Origin of the sequence: Methanospirillum sp., assembly GCF_028679455.1 — an archaeon.
In the GTDB taxonomy this organism is placed as follows: Archaea; Halobacteriota; Methanomicrobia; order Methanomicrobiales; family Methanospirillaceae; genus Methanospirillum.
In genome coordinates, this window is the sequence record NZ_JAJRBM010000238.1 from 1 (window position 1) to 17,265 (window position 17,265).

Below are 17,265 nucleotides of genomic sequence, written 5' to 3' on the forward strand. Positions count from 1 at the left end.
ACCGGTGTTTCTGATGTACATACTGCCGTTCAGGCTATCAAGAGTGGAGCCTGTGATTATATCATAAAAGATGTCTCCCGTGAATATCTCACCACCCTTCCGGATCATCTGGAAACAATCATCAAAGCCCGAATCGATACAGCCCGTGAACAACTGATCGGAAGTATGTGCCGGTACTCGACCGATACTTCTCCGGTCGGGGTATTTATCCGTGATTTTCTTACCGGTGAGCCGCTCTTCTTCAACTCGCGTTTTGCCTCACGGTTCGGGCTCCCACCGTATCGTGAATTTGTCAAAGCATCTCTGGATTATGCAGGAATATGGGATACCCTCTGTCTCAAATACGGGATCCCGGTTGACCAGATCAATCAGGCCCGGCATGAGGCTGGAGAGATCATACGTCATGATATCAGTCTCCCTGATGGTCATAATATCCCGCTCTACTCTACCATAACCGGTTCTGATGGTAACCGTGTGATCCGCCAGTTCCTCTTCTTCTTTGATACTATCAACGAATCATTATCAGGAAATAGGCAGAACACTGAATCTACCGACTCCCTTTCAGTTCTGGCGGGTGGGATTGCACATGAGATGAATAATATCTTTACTTCCATCCTCTGTGATGTCTCGCTTGCCAGGGAACTAGCTCCATACGAGAGTGACCTGAAAAATACCTGTTTTGATCATGCTGAAAAGGCGATCCAGTATGGGAAAGATGTCGCATCGCGTCTTCTTACGTATGCAGACGGGGGGCATCCACTCAAAACCGTCATCTCTCTACAGGATCTGCTCGCAGATCTTCTCCCGCTTCATCACCAGAAAGATGCCAGCATCATCATGGAGATTCCTGATGATATCGCTCTCCTTGAAGTGGATCCTGATCTGATGCGGACTGCTCTCCGTGCACTCGTGATGAATGCAGTGGAGGCTTCCGGTGACAGTCCGGTTCACATCATTGCATCTAATCAGGAAAGGTATTGTAAAGGCCGTGAATCAGAATCAGCATTCATCAAAATTGAGATCCACGATGCAGGGGACGGGGTGAGTCCTGAACTTGGTGCGAAGGTATTTGATCCATTCTTCACTACCAAGGAGGGGCATCTTGGTCTTGGACTGACTTCAGCCTGGTCCATCATTGATCGGCATGATAGCTCTATTGAATTGCATCATGGAAAAACCGGTGGGACGGTGGTAACAGTTCTTCTTCCCTCCTATACTGCCCGCTCTCCTGTATCAGTATCAGGCCTCTCTTCTCACAAAAAGGGATCTGCAGGTGTCAGGATCCTGGTGATGGATGATGAACCGGGTATCAGGGAGATATTGCAGATCATTCTCTCGCGTGAAGGATTCCAGGTTGATGCAGTAAGTTGTGGTGAAGATGCGGTATCTGCAGTCGCAAAAGCGTATGAAAAACTGAACCCGTATCAAGTGGTTATTCTTGACCTGATCATTCCCGGGGGAATGGGAGGAAAGGATGCTATTCAGAAGATCCGGGCGATATCACCTTCAGTTCTTGCAATAGTATCGAGTGGGTATTCAGATGATCCCATCAGCTCCCGGTTCTTGGAGTATGGCTTTGATGCCTCACTCCCAAAGCCCTATCATCCAAAGGATATGATTGCCCTTCTCTTTTTGTTACTGGATAATCTGTATCAGAAGTGAGATCCAGCGTAGCGGGGATCCTATGTGTCATCTGCCGATCGAAGAGCCGTTATACCTTGAGCGATGATGCGTACCCATGTTTATCAGAGATGATGGCGGCCGGTATGCTGACCTCGCTGATCTGGTGGAAGGGATTCTTGCCCGTTGTGATGATGATGCCGCGTGTATCGCGACTGCACTTGATAGTCTTGATGCAGAAATCAGGAATGAGATCCTTTCATCAGATCTCCTGAACGCGTGGCAGGTCTTCTGGTATTTCTTCAGGGTCTATCCTGGTGATGAGGCTGTAGAATTCCTGGTCTTTCACCCGGCCGGGGAACTTGTTCATGGAGTTCCGATGGGTGATGTGAGCGTTTTCGTGCTTACATTCCTTGTTATTGATGGAGAACCTGCAATTCGCATCGAGGATGATCTGATGGAGGTTGCAAGATTTCATGGTTCAACTGCCTGGACAGATACGCTGAACTATATTGAAAAAGAAGGGTGATATGAGCATGAGTTCCCTGAAGTCTGTCTGATTGCTGTTCAGGTCAGTAGCGATGGATCACCCCCTCTTTCTTACAATCAGGTGTGAACACTATGCAGACTTGTCATGTACCGGATCCGAAATCCCGTCGCCGACCTGATGAAATGCGGTTCCGATATCATCAGGTCGGCCGATGATCATCAGGATGTCAGATCCCTGGATTGTTTCATCTCCTCCGGGATTGATGATCATGCGGTTCCCCCTCCGGATTGCCACGACTGATACATGAAATCTGCTCCTGAGCTGGCTCTCTGCAAGGTTTTTCCCTGTCCATGGCGAGGTTTCCAGAATCCGGATCGATCGCATGTCGATATCAGGCACCAGATCCCTGAGATCATCAAAGGTGGCCGGAGTCGTGGATATACTTCTGAGCATCTGGTACCCCCCGGCCCTGATCTCCCTGATGAGTCTCGCGATCTCATCTTCCGGGATCAGATACTTATTCAGAATCCTGGTGAATATCTCGATTGAGGTCTCAAATTCTTCAGGTATCACATCATCAGCACCAAGATCCACTAGGGTGGCAACCTCACCGACGAATCGTGTCCTGGCAATGATGTATACTCCCGGGTTTGTTTCTCTGGCAATCCTGACCGTCTGCTGGGTAGCAAACGGATCGTTGACAACCACCACCAGGATCCGTGCATGTTCGATACCTGCCCGGATAAGAACATCCGGTTGTGCTGCATCTCCGTATAGGATAGACTCTCCTCTCTTTCGCATTTTTCGGACCGTATCAGGATTCATCTCGATGATCTGGTACGGTACTCCTGCTGCTTTCGCTGATTTTGCCACGTTTTTGCCATTCAGCCCGAATCCAACGATGATAATATGATCCTTCATCTCTTTTATGGGACTCATATCAGGTGGGAAGATATGATCCGGAACAAACCTCATGAGCGGGGCAGAGAGATGGGGTGAGACCTGGGTAGAGAGTGAGATGAGCAGGGGAGCCAGTCCCATCGTTACCACCGAGACATCCAGGAAGAGCTGGAACTGATCTGATGCCAGGATACCGAGCGTTGATCCTGTTGTAGCAAGAATAAAGGAAAACTCTCCAATCTGGCAAAGAGAAAGCCCGGTCAGTACCGATGATCGTGCCGGAAGTCCCGACAGGATTGCTGCCAGCGTTCCGGTACCGTATTTCAAAACAATAATGATGATGACGAGACCTGCGACTTCGATCGGATGTGCAACAAGGTAAGAGAGATCAAAGATCATCCCGATGGAGATGAAGAAGAAAGCTGAGAAGATGTCCCTGAACGGGATCATGTTGTACATGGCATGCATCGAGTACTCAGACTCTGAAATGATGAGCCCGGCAAGGAATGCTCCGAGTGCCATCGAGAGGCCGATCGCTGAGGTCAGGTATGCGATGAGGAGGCAGGTTCCGATCACAATAAAGAGGAACATCTCCCGGTTACGGAGTCTGGCAGCGTAATGGAGCAGATAAGGGATCACGTACCGGGAAGAGAGATAGACTACCACGATGATCAGGATCCCTCCGAGGATCAGTTTCACCACTGAAGGGCTGTCGGTGGTGTTTCCTGCCAGGATCGGGGTGACCATCATCATCGGGATCACGATCAGATCCTGGAAGATTAGGATCCCAAGTGCTGCCTGACCATGTGGGCTGCTTACCTCCTGCCGGTCAGCAAGGACTTTCATTACGATCGCGGTGGAGGAGAGGGAGACCAGCATCCCGGCAAAGATCGCATGTGCCATATCCCATCCGGCAATCTTCATGAATGCTGAAGTGAGGAGGATCGTGGAGAAGACCTGCACGGCACCTCCGACAAGGACAAACTGTCTGCTCCTCAGGATATGGGTGATGGAGAACTCAAGGCCGATGGTAAAGAGGAGAAAAATGACTCCGAACTCGGCGAAGAACTCAATCGAGTCCATATTGTGGATCAGGCCGAACCCGGAAGGACCGACAATGATCCCGGTCAGCAGAAATCCTACTACCGAAGGGATCCGAATCCGGTACAGAGCGAGCAGGAGGAATACTGAAAGAAGAAATATGACCACGATATCGGTGAAAAATGATGTATAGATTCCCTCCATGATCTCCTCGTGACCGTCCAGTTATGTGGTTCATACTATAGGATTTTTCTCCATATCTGGTTTGGAGACGCTTTTATCTCTGCAGCACTGAGCCTGTTATACAAATGAGGGTTGCAGGAGTTGCAGATATCGGGGGAACGAACACCCGCGTGGCTCTGATCCGAGAGGATAAAAGCCTCCTTGCAATAGATCGATTTAGAACCCCTGCCGGAATCGATCCTGCTGAAGTCACCTCCCGTGTTGGTGCAACTCTTGTCAGGTTCATCAGGTCTGCTTCTGTTCCGGAGCTGTGTGGGATAGGCGTCTCGGTCGCTGGCCCGGTTGATCTCGCTTCCGGCAGTATCAGTCATCCGCCAAACATGCCTTTTGACGAGGTTCCCATTGTTACTCCCCTCAGTGTTGCATTCGGATGCCCGATCACCCTTATGAATGACTGCCGGGCTGCTGTGCTTGGAGAAGTATTTGCAGGTGGCGCAAAAGGGTACCGGCATGTGGTGTACATCACCATCTCCACCGGAATCGGTGGGGGTGTTTATTCTGACGGGCGGGTTCTGATGGGCAGGGGGGGAAATGCCGGTGAGATTGGGCATTTCACGGTAGAATCGCAGTACATGCAGCCCTGCTCCTGTGGGAAAGCCGGACACTGGGAAGGATGTTCATCAGGAGGGGGAATGCCCGGGTTCTATCAGACCTGGTGCAGGGTTCATAACGTATCTCGGATCGGGACATTCGGGTACACAGAAGATATTCTGGCGGCAGCATCTGCTGGTGATCCTGTGGTTTGTGCATTTATAAAGACATTGGCAGAGATCAATGGTCGGGGGATCTCTACGGTGATCGTTGCGTACGATCCTGACATTATCATCTTTGACGGTCCGGTAGTGACTGCCCATCAGGATCTCATCCTCTACCCTGCACTGGACCATCTTGATCATTACCTGCCAACACCTGCTATTGCTATCAGCCCTCTCGGTGGAAATGCTCCACTTTTTGGGGTAGCAGCAGCAGTCTTTTCCAGGGAGCTGTGATTGGTGGACTATCAAACTGATATGCCGGATCTGCTATCCCGGAGTCGTAGATCGGTGATGAAGATGGTTGTCACTGTAATGCTTCTCATCACCGTTCTCCCAGCCCTCTCATCAGCAGAAGAATTACAGGCAGGAAAGGTTCTGGTTGCGGTGTATGCGGCAGGAGGCAGTCTTGAGACAGATTACGGGCTGATTGCCGATGATATCAGCCAGATGGTGACAGGAGCTGCAAACACAACACCTGAAACCCTTGAACTCCTGGTTGCATACGGGGGCTCCCAGAAACCTGGCTGGGAGGGGATGACCATCATGAACCGGTCAGGTCTTGCCCTGGACCTTGCAGACGGAGAACTCGGGAACCGCTCGTATGCTATCGCCTCGTATCCCCAGGCAAACATGGGAAATGGGAGTTCTCTTGGTACGTTTCTCACTGCGATCCGATCCGGGTATCAGTATGACCGTGTCTTTTTGATCCTGATCGGTCACGGGGAAGCATATACGGGGATGCTTTTTGACCAGAACCACGACGAGGATCCCCTCTCGATAGCAGAAATGGTGGATGGACTGGAGGATGGCGGGTTTAATGTTGAGGTGATCGGGCTTGACACCTGTCTGATGGGAACGCTGGAGGTTGTTTCGCAACTATCCGGGTATACCAGGTACTTGATCGCGAGTGAAGAGTCTGAACCTGCTGAAGGCTGGCGGTATGACTCATTTATCTCTTATCTTGCCAGTCATCCGGATGCACCGATTGTTGATCTTGGGAATTCTCTGCTCAAAACTTATTTTGAGAACCCGGCTTTGGGAAAAACGCTTTCGGTTCTTGATCTTGACGAAGCCGGGGTGGTGACTTCAAGTCTTGAAAAACTCTCAAAACTTACAACAACGCTTCTTGATACCCCTGAAGGGTATAACTCACTGACTGATGCATTCCATACAACCCAGCAGTTCGGGCTGACCAGTGATGGGGTTCTCGATCCTGCCACGATGGATCTTATCGGGTTTGCTGAAGCAATAAGCAGTAGAGAACCTGATCTCGCTGATTCTGCAACTGAACTGATCAATGCTTCAGAAAAGATGATCCTCCTGTCCGGCCATGATGCCCGGGTTCCCGGGGCTCGTGGAATCGCCATCCTCTCCCCGGTCCAGATCAATTCAGGGTTTTACCGGTACTATCACGATGAGGCGTTCATCACCCCTTCATGGGACCGGTTTCTGGTCCGGTACCTGGATATCAATGATCATCAGGCAACCATGATACCATTTGAGAAAAACAGTACGTAAGATCTGAACTCATGAGTTCTCTATCTTCGTCTGATCCACAGCAGTGCAAGTGGAATGGCTATCGAAATTACGAGAGGGGAAAGGGGTGCTTTCTTCCCCTGTTGCTTCACTGATTCCAGTTTTGTGGATATGGTGCTCATGTTCGGGCTAATCATGAGTGCTTGTTGATATACACTCTCAGCGATGTTTTTCTGCCCTGCTGCGCTGAACACATCACCTATATGCTCTAGCACCCGTGCTTCATCTCCCGTTTCGTTTAGAATTGGGAGATATGCCTGCTGTGCATCAGAATTTCTACCTTCCTGAATCAGAATCCGTGCCTTCTCATCGATGATCGGCAGTGATCCGCTCATATTAGCGAGTGATTTATCCAGAAATTCCAGTGCCTCATTGTTCTGACCTGATCCAGCGAGTATCTTTGCCTTCTGAATGATCAACCGCTGATCCTGTGGGCTGGTCATGAGCGCCAGGTCAAGCGAACGCAGGGCGCCGGTGGTATCTCCCATCTCTGCCTGGTTCCTGCTCTTTCCTGCCCAGACTCCGGAGACTTTGGGATCCAGTTGGAGTGCAACCTCGTATGCAGTATCTGCTTCATTGGTCCGGTTCAGACTTGAGAGGCTGTCAGCTTTCCCTACCCAGGCCTGAGCTTCCTGGGGTTTGAGTGAGATGGCGATCTCGTATGCTGCCAGTGCTTCACTGTCTCTACCGAGTGCATGCAATGCCCTGCCCTTTCCAGTCCAGGTTGAAGGATCAGATCCGTCCAACCCGACCGCCTGTTCATATGCCGCTAGTGCCTCATCATACCGGCGCTCCTCCATCCAGACATCACCGATACTGGTCCAGACATCGGGATCAGTCTTGTCCAGCCTCAATGCCTGCTGATATGCCTGCACTGCATCATCAAACTGCTTCTGGCTCACATACACGTGGCCAAGACTCTTCCATGCCTTCAGATCAGAACCGTTCAGTGCGATGGCACCCTTATATGCAGTGATCGCCTCGTCATATCTCCCGAGATCAGCAAGGGTCAGGCCTTTGTTGGTGAAGGCAACCCCGTCCTTCGGGTTGAAGGCAAGTGCCATCTCATAACTCTTCAGAGCATCATCCAGCAGGCCGAGATTATACTGGGCATTCCCCTTATTGTACCATGCCTTGCTGTCTTTGCTGTCATGCTGCAGTGCCACTTCATATGATTTGATCGCATCAGCATACGCACCCTTACTATACTGGGCATTTCCCTTGGCAAATATGGCCTCTGCATTCTCAGGGTCCATCTGGATGGCAGCCTCAAATGCCCGGATCGCTTCATCGTACTGCAGCAATTCTGAAAGGACGTTCCCTTTTGCCATCCATGCCTGCACATCAGAAGGATCCAGTTGGATTGCAACATCATAGGCCGTATATGCTGAGTTCAGCAGTTCTTTGCTATAGAGAGCATTGCCTTTATTGTACCAATAGTCTGAGTTGCGGGGATCAATGCCAATGGCCACTTCATACGCAGCGATCGCCTCGTCTGCCTTTCCCTGTTTAAAAAGGGCAACTCCCTTGTTATACCAGGCTGCTGCATTCCCGGGATCGATCTCGATTGCATGACTGAATGCATCGATCGCCTCCTGGTACTGCTGCTGACTGTACAGGGCATTCCCACTGGTGAACCACTCCTGCGCTGTGGTTGCCTGAAGAGGCTGGGCCAGGATCAGCAGGATCAGAAGCACCGGAAGAAAAAACCTCAAGGTGGAGGTGGTCATCTCTTGGACGAGATTAGGTTCTGACAGGTAAATAGTTTCCAATGGCCTGTTTCTTTTCATTCAGGGAATCAGGTTTCCTTTCTTCTGCTGCGCTTCCATTCTGCGGATCCTGACAAGCGGAGAGGACTTCATCAAAAAATCGCTCAGAAAGATCTCAAATCCGGTCCAGCATTCCATCCCGGTAAGGATGGTATACTCCTCTTCCATCATGATCTTCACATGCTTCCCGAGTGCAGTCTGAAAGATATCCTTTGATGAGAACAGTTCACGCACAGTCCGGAACTTCCGGGGGATCTCCACTCCGTACCGCCCCTCCTTAATAAACGGTCCGGCAAAGTTCTCAGCATTGTGCATATACTTCTCGAGGAACTTTCTGGCATTTGCCGATGAATTTGCCGGAGGTCCCGGGTGATATCTTACTGCAGGCAGATTATCCACCAGAAGTTCAAAGAGGATCATTGATCGCTCCGCAAGCATGGCGGTATCTGCCCGTGCAACCACGAACTCGTGGCGCTCAAGCAGTTCTGTCAGTGTCTGCATACTCTTTCTGAGCTGGGGGACCACGATATCCTCAATCAGTGGCGGAGTGGGGAGGGTAATTGCATACAGGTATGAACCCCTCCGTGAGAGTTCAGCTTCTGCCTGGTCTCTGGTCAGGATACAGATCGGTGGACGGTAAAAAAACCATCGCGATGGTGACTCAAGGTATCCTCTGCAGAGTTCTCCGAACTCAAGCATCTTTGTGAGCGACACCGACGCAGAGACATTGCGCCTGGGATCCACCGGGTCAATGACGATGAGTGGATCATCAAACTCCTTAGCCTGATGTCCTTCGATGTCGATGGTCAGTCCCATCCTCCATTCAGCTCCGGCAGTGATGATGTTCCTAAATCCCTGATAATGAAGAGTAAGCAGTTCACAGAGATATCCTGCGAATCCTTCAGTCATCTGGTCTGATCCGTACACCCCCCCAGCCTTGACAAACTGTTTAAGAAGGAGTACATCATCGGTATATGATCCAATCCTGGCTGAAATGTACCGGTTATGAAATGGTGTCCTGTCTACTGCACTCTGAATTCCGGTAGCTGAAGCAACTTGGTAGCAGGGGACCAGATCAACATCAAGTCCTTCGATGGTTGCATTCACGTATGGATGCTCTGCATATTTTTCAACCACCTGTTCCGCGTAGCGTCCGGCGATTGCATGAGCAAGAGCTAGTCCTTCGCGTTCGAGTTCCTCCCGTGGGAGTGACGGATCAAAGAGCATAAAAATGTCCAGATCCCGGTCACCCCTGATACAGGTCTTCCGTGCTACTGATCCGACCATCATCCCAGTTGCCTTACCTCCGGCTCCGATCTCTTTAATCAGGCGTTCAGCAAGTGCATACATCTGTGACAATTCTGATTCGGTTGGACGTATCTCGGTCAGAACCTCCTCTTCAAGAATGGTTCGTTTATACTGCACGGTCACAGGGGGACCTCCAGCAGATCAGTATAGATTGGACCCTGGGGGGTCAGTTCACTCTTCTTAAGGACAAACCGATCTACAGAAAAAGAACCAGAGCAGGTGGAACTGATCGCTGCCACTTCCTCAAAGATGGAAGGATGAAATTGTTTGATTCTGGCTATGGTGATATGGGGTTTGAACGTTCTCCCTTCTGCAGGGATACCAAGAGGGACCAGTGCATGTTCCACCATAGTCGCAAGATTACGGCATGCTCCCGGATCATGGAGATCACTCCATATTACCCGGGGTGATCGCGGGCTGTTCAGGGTTATCGATCCCAGGTCAAGGATGAAAGGTGAACCAGTGATCGCCTTGAGAGCAGCAGTAATACCTGGCAGGTGTGACCCCTCCACTTCGCCGATGAACTTGAGGGTGATGTGCATGTCATCGGGATGTACCAGGCTGAGACGAGCACGGCTACTACGAATTGCCTCCTGAGCCTCTGCATACTGACTTTTGATCTCCGCTGGGATCTCTATTGCGACAAACAGCCGTACCATCGTATTTAAAAATCTGAGTGCATCGGGCATAAAGAGAATGGGAAGGTCAAAAGGAACCTTTGAATCGGTAACATGGTCTGCATAGCAACAAAATATACGGTTGCTCATGCTATCATAAGATACAGGGGTCACATGAAAGACGGGGCAGGCTTCATCGTATATACCCTAGAATTTTGTCCGCGTTGTGAGATACTCAAAGAATATCTGACATCACAGGGCATTCAGTTTAGTATAGCAGACATGTCTTCAGCCGCTTCACTCACTGAACTGCGGGTGAATGGCGTCTTTGTTCAGGAGGCACCGGTCCTTCAGATGGGGAAACAGTTCCTTACCAGTAAGGAACTTTTCGGGGGATCTGACTCTCTGAACGAGAGCGCCATCGCATCCCTTCAGTAGGAAGGCGGCATGGGGCGAGTATCAAAACAGACAACCCTTGATGGTATTCCGATCCCGGTGATGCCATCTGTCAGGACAAGCGACGGGCATATTCTTGAATGGGACCGGGATAAGATAGCGAAGCAGATAGTCAAGGAGACACGGCTGGTTGAGACATTTTATGGATATGAAGGGGCTGATGAGGAAACTTCTCATGAGATCGCCCGTGAGGTAGAGGATCGAATCCGCAAATTGGGATTGAAGAGTTTATCCGGGCCGCTGATTCGGGAGATCATGAACATCGTTCTCCTGGAGCGGGGTATGGTCCAATACCGCAACGTCTGCACCAGGGTTGGAACGCCGGTGTATGATGCCCACATGATCGATGTCGGTCGTGGGTTTGAAGCAAAAGATAATGCAAATCTGCAGGAAAACGCAGAGACATCGCATAAGAAGAAGGCTGATAAGATCAGCAAGGAGCAGTATCTGCTACAACTGCCACCGCATCTGGCAGACCGGCATCTCTGTGGAGATCTGCATATTCATGACCTTGAGTATTTCGGGAGCAGACCATTCTGTCAGGACTGGGATCTCAGGTACTTCCTGTATTACGGGCTGATGCCGGATGGGAACGGTACCAAGGCATCGGTTGCAGGTCCTGCAAAACGGGCTGAAGTTGCAGTGCTGCACGCAGTCAAAGCACTGGGTTCTGCCCAGACTAACTTTGCAGGAGGGCAGGGATACTACAACTTCCTCACCTTCCTAGCTCCGTTTTTTGAAAAGATGCACTATGAAGAGATGAAGCAGTTGATGCAGATGTTTGTCTACGAGATGACCCAGATGATGGTCGCCCGTGGTGGACAACTCGTCTTCTCTTCAGTCCAACTCTCTCCGGGAGTCCCGCGACTCTGGAAGGATAAACCGTGTGTCTATAATGGCAGAGTGTGGAACGGAAAAGGTACTCCGCTCCGGACGTATGGGGAATTTGAACGTGAAGTGCGCCTCCTCTTTAAGGCACTCATAGAAGTGATGCTCGAAGGTGACTACTGGGGCAAACCATTCAACTTCCCAAAGCCTGAGATCAGTATCGAGCCCGATTTCATGGAGGAAGATGAGCAGTATAATCATGCTCATCCCGATCTTCCAACCTACACCGATCTCTATCTCCTCACGTTTGAGTTGGCCTCCAAGTTCGGTACCCCGTACTATGACAACCAACTCCCTGCATACCGGGGAGCAGGAGAAGGTATCTCCTGCTATCAGTGTTGTGCGTACCAGTTCTCAACCGTAGCAGATCAGGACAAGGATTTTGATCGTAAACTCTACTTTGAGGATGGGATGCATTTCTCTATGGGGTCGTGGGGTGTTGTCTCCCTCAACTGTCCGCGTGCCTCATACAAGGCGGGAGGAGATGAAGAACGCCTGTTTGCTGAACTGAAGACATTAATGGACATCGCAGTCGAGGTCTTCAGGATCAAAGTCAGATGGATGGACCTGATCGGCAGGAACGGACGAATGCCTTTTGCGATGCAGCGCCCCCGGGACCCGATCACGGGTGAGCGGGGTGCTATGGCGGTTGACTTTGATGGTCTGGTCTTTACCATCGGGGTCGTCGGTCTGAATGAGATGGTGCAGCATTTCACCGGTTCACAACTGCATGAGAGTGATGATGCATTCAGGCTTGCAGTCAGGGCGATGACCGAGATGGAACTCTATGCCCGTGAGATAACCGCGAAGCATGGGATGACCATTGCTCTGGCCAGAACGCCGGCTGAGACAACCGGTCAGCGGTTTGCTGTCGCCGATCTCTTATGCAGGGAGTATGAGGAACATGCAAAAAAGGTGATCAAAGGCAATCTTGCCAGTGCCCTTGAGCGTATGGGTGAGACTCGGGATCTCCCGATCTATTATACGAACGGCACTCATGTTGCTCCCGGAGCAGATGTGCCGCTTGCACGCAGGGCAGAACTGGAGCATGTCTTCTTCCCGATCGTGGACGGGGGAAATATCTTCCATATCTGGCTTGGTGAGGCAAGGCCGGATCCCCGGGGTCTTATGGATATGGCAATGAAACTCTGCCGCAGTACCCAGATCGGATACTTTGCTTTCACCCGGGATCTGACCGTCAGTTTACACCAGTTCTCAGAGTATAACGGAAAGAAATCTCCAGTGTCTTCGTTTGATGGCCAGCATGCTGAAACCGGGGATCACCCGACTCTGGTCTGCTAATTTTTTATCGATTCAATCGTATTCTGATTTCGTTCAATGATCTTCTCAGCAAGATATCTGCCGATCCATCCGGTCCCATCAGCGGAGGGATGGACTTCGATGAACCGTTCCATCTGATCGATTGATGCATGGGTATTGATGAGCAGGGCATGATATGCTGCGATCACCGATGCATAGGGGGATGCCTCAAGCATCCCGAGGATCCTTCCTGAGTCCGGATCTGCAGTCATTGACGCCCTTCCTGTTGCCCGATCCGGTATCGCCCAGAAACTTCCAGGTCCTGCTGGTGAGGGGATAGTCACCTTCATCCCTCCTTCATCCTGGACTCCGCAAAAAGCAAGATCGTTTCTGAGTTTGATTGCCTGGGGGACGGTATCAAGCGGAAATGCAGGTTTTAACCCGAGAATGGCATCAGCCGCTGCCCTTCCCTGCCATCGGGCGACCGGTGTCAGATGTGAGGATCCGGTCACGTCCCCTACTGCGTATACGCCTGGAATTCCGGTCTCCATACGGTCATTGACTTTGATAAATCCATCCTGACCGAATGGAATACCCTGAATTGCACTATTCTCAGGTTCGGTCCCTGCTGCAATCAGGATAGCATCAGCCTCAAGAGTCCTGAGGCCATCAGAGGTATGTACTTCAACCCCTGAAACCCGGGTTTCACCAGTTATCCTGATGACCCGTGTGTGTTCAAGAACGGTAACCCGGTGAAGTTCCTTCGTGGCCTCTTTCACCAGGGTCGCAGGAAATTCTTTGAGCAATGTGCTCCTGGACAGGATGGTTACTGCTGATCCAAAGAGGGAGAACAGATATGCCATCTCTGCAGCGATTACTCCACCACCGATAATGACCAGCCGGGAAGGGAGGGTCGGAAGGGAAAATATGGTGTGTGCGGTCATAACCCCGGGGAGTTCTTCTCCGGGCACATGAAGCCGTCGTGGCCGGGTACCGGTAGCGATAATAATCGCTTCTGGTTCGAGTCGTTCTGCGTTGATGAGGACAGACCGTCCCTCTACCTGTGCATCTCCCTGAATAACTGACACTCCGGCAGTCCGGGTCTCCTCATCGATAACTTGTGTGATGGTCTTGATGATCTCCTGCATCCGGGAGATCAGTGCCGGATATGCTATTTTTGGCACACTGGTGATAATCCCCGACCGGTGCAGCATCTCAAGGTGTTCCATCGTTCTGGCAACGTCATTGAGGGCACAGATGACCATGCATCCCTGGTGCAGGCACTGACCCCCAAGGCCTTCCCTTCGTCGCTCGATGAGTCGGACTTCCCTACCTGCACCGGCAAGTCGCATAGCTGCGTATCTGCCTGCAGGTCCGCCACCGATCACCACGATCATGCAGATGAATTGGATCTGGTCAGTGATAATGCATGGGCCTTTGCTACCTGGATGATTTGGATTGAAAAAAAGGGTTATTCGGTGATTTCTGCAGGAGTCTCTGCCTTGATGAGGGTGATATCCACGACTCCGTTCGTAAGAGTATACGAACATGAATCCGGCACGATCTGAAATGCCAGATTGATTGGAGCCCTGGCTCCTCCTGCAGTGATGAAGATTGTCTCACTGGTAAACTCGATCTCGGGAAGCGTGGAGAGCGATGATGGTAGTGCAACGGTCAGATATGCAACTGTTCCTCCGTCTACGATCTCGTACCCTACTTCGCACGCCTGTCTGCATGGGATCTCCTGGTCCTGTGACCCGCTGGTGATGATGGCACACCCGATGATGCGGGGTGCATCAGACTGGTTATCCGGTGGGTAACGCATATTCTGGTCGAGTCCTGCAACCTGCTCGATCAACCGTGCAAGATTTTTCAGCAGGTCATCATAGGGGGTGTTCGGCATAGTTTCCTCTCAATCGATAGCTCGATCCTGTTCTACATGCGATTCCCTGTTCAACGAGCGACTCTATGACGTCTTCTACGAGAGGGGTATCAAGATCAGTCAGATGTGATATCTCCTCAACTGTTCGAGCGCCATGAGCCAGTGCCACCGCGACCATAAGCCCGGTGTCCCCATTCCCTGCAAGGCGACCTTGTCTGAGCACCTCGCTGATCTGCTGATCGATCTCCCGTTCAAGTTCTTCCAGCCGCAGGGTCAGTTCCTGTCGTGAAGAGATCATCTGCCAGAGTTTCAGCAGTGAAATGATGAACTTCTGATCATCGTTCAGCACCAGGGGGATGAGGCCCTGTTGTTGCTTGTCGAGATGTACCTGGATATTGATATCATGTGCCAGGTAGTAATACTTCCTCCGTTTTTCATCATGCCTGAACGCAAGGATACTGGCCTCTTCTAACATCTGCAGATGGTCGATCACGGCCTTTGGTGAGATCGTAAGACGTTCTGAAATCTCGGTGACAAAGCAGGGCTTGTCCCTGATTAACTCAATAATACGTCTTCGGTTCCGATTTCCCAGAATATCCAGCAGCAGGGATAGTTCTGCCTGTTCGTCACTCACTAACGTAAGGTTAGGGCTGATCAAATAAAAAAGATGTGGTCGTCAGATCAGATCCGGTAGTTTGGGGCTTCATCGGTGATCGTAATATTGTGGGGATGGCTCTCAAGGTATCCTGCCTGAGTGATCCTGATGAAACGGGTTTTGGTATGCATCTCCTGGATATTTGCAGACCCGGTATATCCCATCGCTGACTTCAGCCCCCCGATCATCTGATAGATGACATCCTGAACCGGACCAACATACGGGGTGACTCCTTCAACCCCTTCAGGCACGAATTTGGTTCTTCCAATCTCTTTTTTCTGGAAATACCGATCGCTGGAGACCCCACTGCTCATCACTCCCAAGGATCCCATGCCCCGGTACTGCTTGTATTTCCTGCCCTGAATTGTAACTAGGGATCCCGGCGCCTCATCGGTCCCGGCAAACATATTTCCCATCATAACCGTGTCTGCACCAGCAGCGATAGCTTTGGCAACATCACCACTGTACCGGATTCCCCCGTCAGCGATCACCGGAACATCAGCTGGTCCGGCAACTTCGGCAACCTGGGCAATGGCAGTGATCTGAGGAACTCCTACTCCGGCAACCACCCGGGTGGTACAGATTGATCCAGGACCAATACCCACCTTCAGACCGTCAACGGCATCTATCAATGACTCTGCTGCAGCCCTGGTTGCGATATTCCCTGCCACCACATCACACGAGATACTTGCCTTGATCTCCTTGACTGCCCTCACTACATTCAGGTTATGCCCGTGTGCACAGTCAACCACGATTGCATCGACTCCTGTATCGGCGAGCATCGATGCCCGTGTATGATCAAAGGGACCGACTGCTGCGGCAACCCTGAGATTTCCGTTCTCATCACGCACCGCTCCCGGATACTGACTCTTTTCAAGAAGCTCCTGCATGGAGATGATACCAATCAGGCTGTTATCTGATCCAACGACCGGGAGACGTTCGACTTTTCGTGAATACATCATGTCAAACGCCTCGTCCAGGGTGATATCCTCGGTTGCGACAAGAGGTTCATGGGTCATGATTGAGGCCACCTTCTCGGCTCCGCGCCGGCTTGAAATCGCCCTGATATCCCTGCGACTAACGATACCGATCACTTTTCCATCATCAACAACCGGCACCCCTCCGATCCCATGCATCACCATAAGCCGTTCTACTTCGGTAACGGTAACTTCGGGTCCGACCGTCAGGACATCCCGTTCGATGATCTCTGCCTCACGTTTGACAGCCTTGACCTCTTCGACCTCCTGTTCGGATGACATATTCCGGTGGATGACTGATATCCCCCCTGCACGGGCGAGTGCAATAGCCATGGTTGAGGTGCTTACGGTATCCATGGCAGCACTTACGAGTGGTATATTCAGATGGATATGGCGGGAAAACCTGGTGGTGACTACGGTCTGATCTGGCTCAACTTCTGATGCTGCAGGTTCAAGCAGCACATCATCAAAGGTAAGCCCTTTTGGGGCAGCTAATTTTTCAAGATACATTTAATGGACCATGCTGACTGCTTTCATCACGAGTTCTTCCCTGACGGTTGCCCGCCTGTCACCTCCGCAAACCATCCCCCTGACTCCGATGATCTCGGGATTGATCCGCTTGAGCACATCCATGTCTTCAAACTTGAGTGAACCTGCTATTGCGGTTTTCATACCAAGATCGCGGTTCATGGAGGTAAATCTGGTAAGGTCAGCTTCATTCATAAATTCAAAAGTAGATTTCCCGTCTTTGATCCCGGTATCAACCATGGTAACATCAGCTCCTTCCTCTGCGGCAACAGGGACGAGATCAAAGGGTGATATTGTTTCCAGACGTTTCCAGTCTGAGTATGCTGCTATTACCACGATC

The 17,265-nt window shown here is 51.0% G+C and carries 15 protein-coding genes; 6 read left to right on the top strand and 9 right to left on the bottom strand.

What is annotated here, in order from left to right; all coding sequences use genetic code 11:
- Both LUQ50_RS07860 and LUQ50_RS07865 read left to right on the top strand, forming a co-directional pair.
- Positions 1-1,662 (top strand): response regulator (locus LUQ50_RS07860; RefSeq protein ID WP_300038775.1); only part of this gene is annotated, 1,662 nt, incomplete at its 5' end.
- A gap of 76 nt (positions 1,663-1,738) precedes the next feature.
- Positions 1,739-2,149, top strand: a complete 411-nt coding sequence (locus LUQ50_RS07865) for a hypothetical protein (protein ID WP_300038778.1) — start codon at positions 1,739-1,741, stop codon at positions 2,147-2,149.
- A 90-nt stretch (positions 2,150-2,239) separates the two neighbouring features.
- On the opposite strand, the gene LUQ50_RS07870 is transcribed toward LUQ50_RS07865, so the two are convergent.
- A complete protein-coding gene (locus LUQ50_RS07870; RefSeq protein ID WP_300038781.1) occupies positions 2,240-4,255 on the bottom strand; it encodes a cation:proton antiporter in 2,016 nt (671 codons plus the stop codon).
- 104 nt (positions 4,256-4,359) lie between these two features.
- Here LUQ50_RS07870 and LUQ50_RS07875 point away from each other — a divergent pair, with 104 nt between their 5' ends.
- Complete coding sequence (locus LUQ50_RS07875) at positions 4,360-5,283, top strand: ROK family protein (protein WP_300038784.1); 924 nt, start codon at positions 4,360-4,362, stop codon at positions 5,281-5,283.
- 63 nt (positions 5,284-5,346) lie between these two features.
- Complete coding sequence (locus LUQ50_RS07880) at positions 5,347-6,567, top strand: clostripain-related cysteine peptidase (RefSeq protein WP_300038787.1); 1,221 nt, start codon at positions 5,347-5,349, stop codon at positions 6,565-6,567.
- Between the two features lie 20 nt (positions 6,568-6,587).
- Here LUQ50_RS07880 and LUQ50_RS07885 read toward each other — a convergent pair whose 3' ends face one another.
- From LUQ50_RS07885 to thpR, 3 genes are read right to left on the bottom strand one after another with little or no spacing between them, the layout of a single operon-like run.
- Positions 6,588-8,315 (bottom strand): tetratricopeptide repeat protein, encoded by a 1,728-nt coding sequence (locus tag LUQ50_RS07885; RefSeq protein ID WP_300038790.1) that lies wholly within the window; start codon positions 8,313-8,315, stop codon positions 6,588-6,590.
- A 60-nt stretch (positions 8,316-8,375) separates the two neighbouring features.
- A complete protein-coding gene (gene cca / locus LUQ50_RS07890; RefSeq protein WP_300038793.1) occupies positions 8,376-9,785 on the bottom strand; it encodes a CCA tRNA nucleotidyltransferase in 1,410 nt (469 codons plus the stop codon).
- Positions 9,782-10,429: an RNA 2',3'-cyclic phosphodiesterase gene (gene thpR, locus LUQ50_RS07895; RefSeq protein WP_300038796.1), complete on the bottom strand. Its 648-nt coding sequence runs from the start codon at positions 10,427-10,429 to the stop codon at positions 9,782-9,784. The genes cca and thpR overlap by 4 nt, the downstream gene beginning before the upstream one ends.
- Positions 10,430-10,453: 24 nt before the next feature.
- Here thpR and LUQ50_RS07900 point away from each other — a divergent pair, with 24 nt between their 5' ends.
- Together LUQ50_RS07900 and nrdD are read left to right on the top strand one after the other, a co-directional pair.
- Complete coding sequence (locus tag LUQ50_RS07900) at positions 10,454-10,717, top strand: glutaredoxin family protein (RefSeq protein WP_300038799.1); 264 nt, start codon at positions 10,454-10,456, stop codon at positions 10,715-10,717.
- Positions 10,718-10,726: 9 nt separating this feature from the next.
- A complete protein-coding gene (gene nrdD, locus LUQ50_RS07905; RefSeq protein WP_300038802.1) occupies positions 10,727-12,925 on the top strand; it encodes an anaerobic ribonucleoside-triphosphate reductase in 2,199 nt (732 codons plus the stop codon).
- Here nrdD and LUQ50_RS07910 read toward each other — a convergent pair.
- The 5 genes from LUQ50_RS07910 to LUQ50_RS07930 form a co-directional block, all read right to left on the bottom strand.
- A complete protein-coding gene (locus LUQ50_RS07910) occupies positions 12,922-14,280 on the bottom strand; it encodes an NAD(P)/FAD-dependent oxidoreductase (protein ID WP_300038805.1) in 1,359 nt (452 codons plus the stop codon). The two genes, nrdD and LUQ50_RS07910, sit on opposite strands and share 4 nt — an antisense overlap.
- 74 nt (positions 14,281-14,354) lie before the next feature.
- Positions 14,355-14,786, bottom strand: a complete 432-nt coding sequence (locus LUQ50_RS07915; RefSeq protein ID WP_300038808.1) for a CS domain-containing protein — start codon at positions 14,784-14,786, stop codon at positions 14,355-14,357.
- Positions 14,767-15,399, bottom strand: coding sequence for an ArsR family transcriptional regulator (locus tag LUQ50_RS07920; protein WP_300038811.1), 633 nt, complete (start codon positions 15,397-15,399; stop codon positions 14,767-14,769). Before LUQ50_RS07920 ends, LUQ50_RS07915 begins: the two co-directional genes overlap by 20 nt.
- A 47-nt stretch (positions 15,400-15,446) precedes the next feature.
- Positions 15,447-16,907: an IMP dehydrogenase gene (gene guaB / locus LUQ50_RS07925; RefSeq protein ID WP_300038814.1), complete on the bottom strand. Its 1,461-nt coding sequence runs from the start codon at positions 16,905-16,907 to the stop codon at positions 15,447-15,449.
- The coding region (locus tag LUQ50_RS07930; protein WP_300038817.1) for a (5-formylfuran-3-yl)methyl phosphate synthase at positions 16,908-17,265 on the bottom strand (358 nt) is incomplete at its 5' end. It lies immediately after the preceding gene.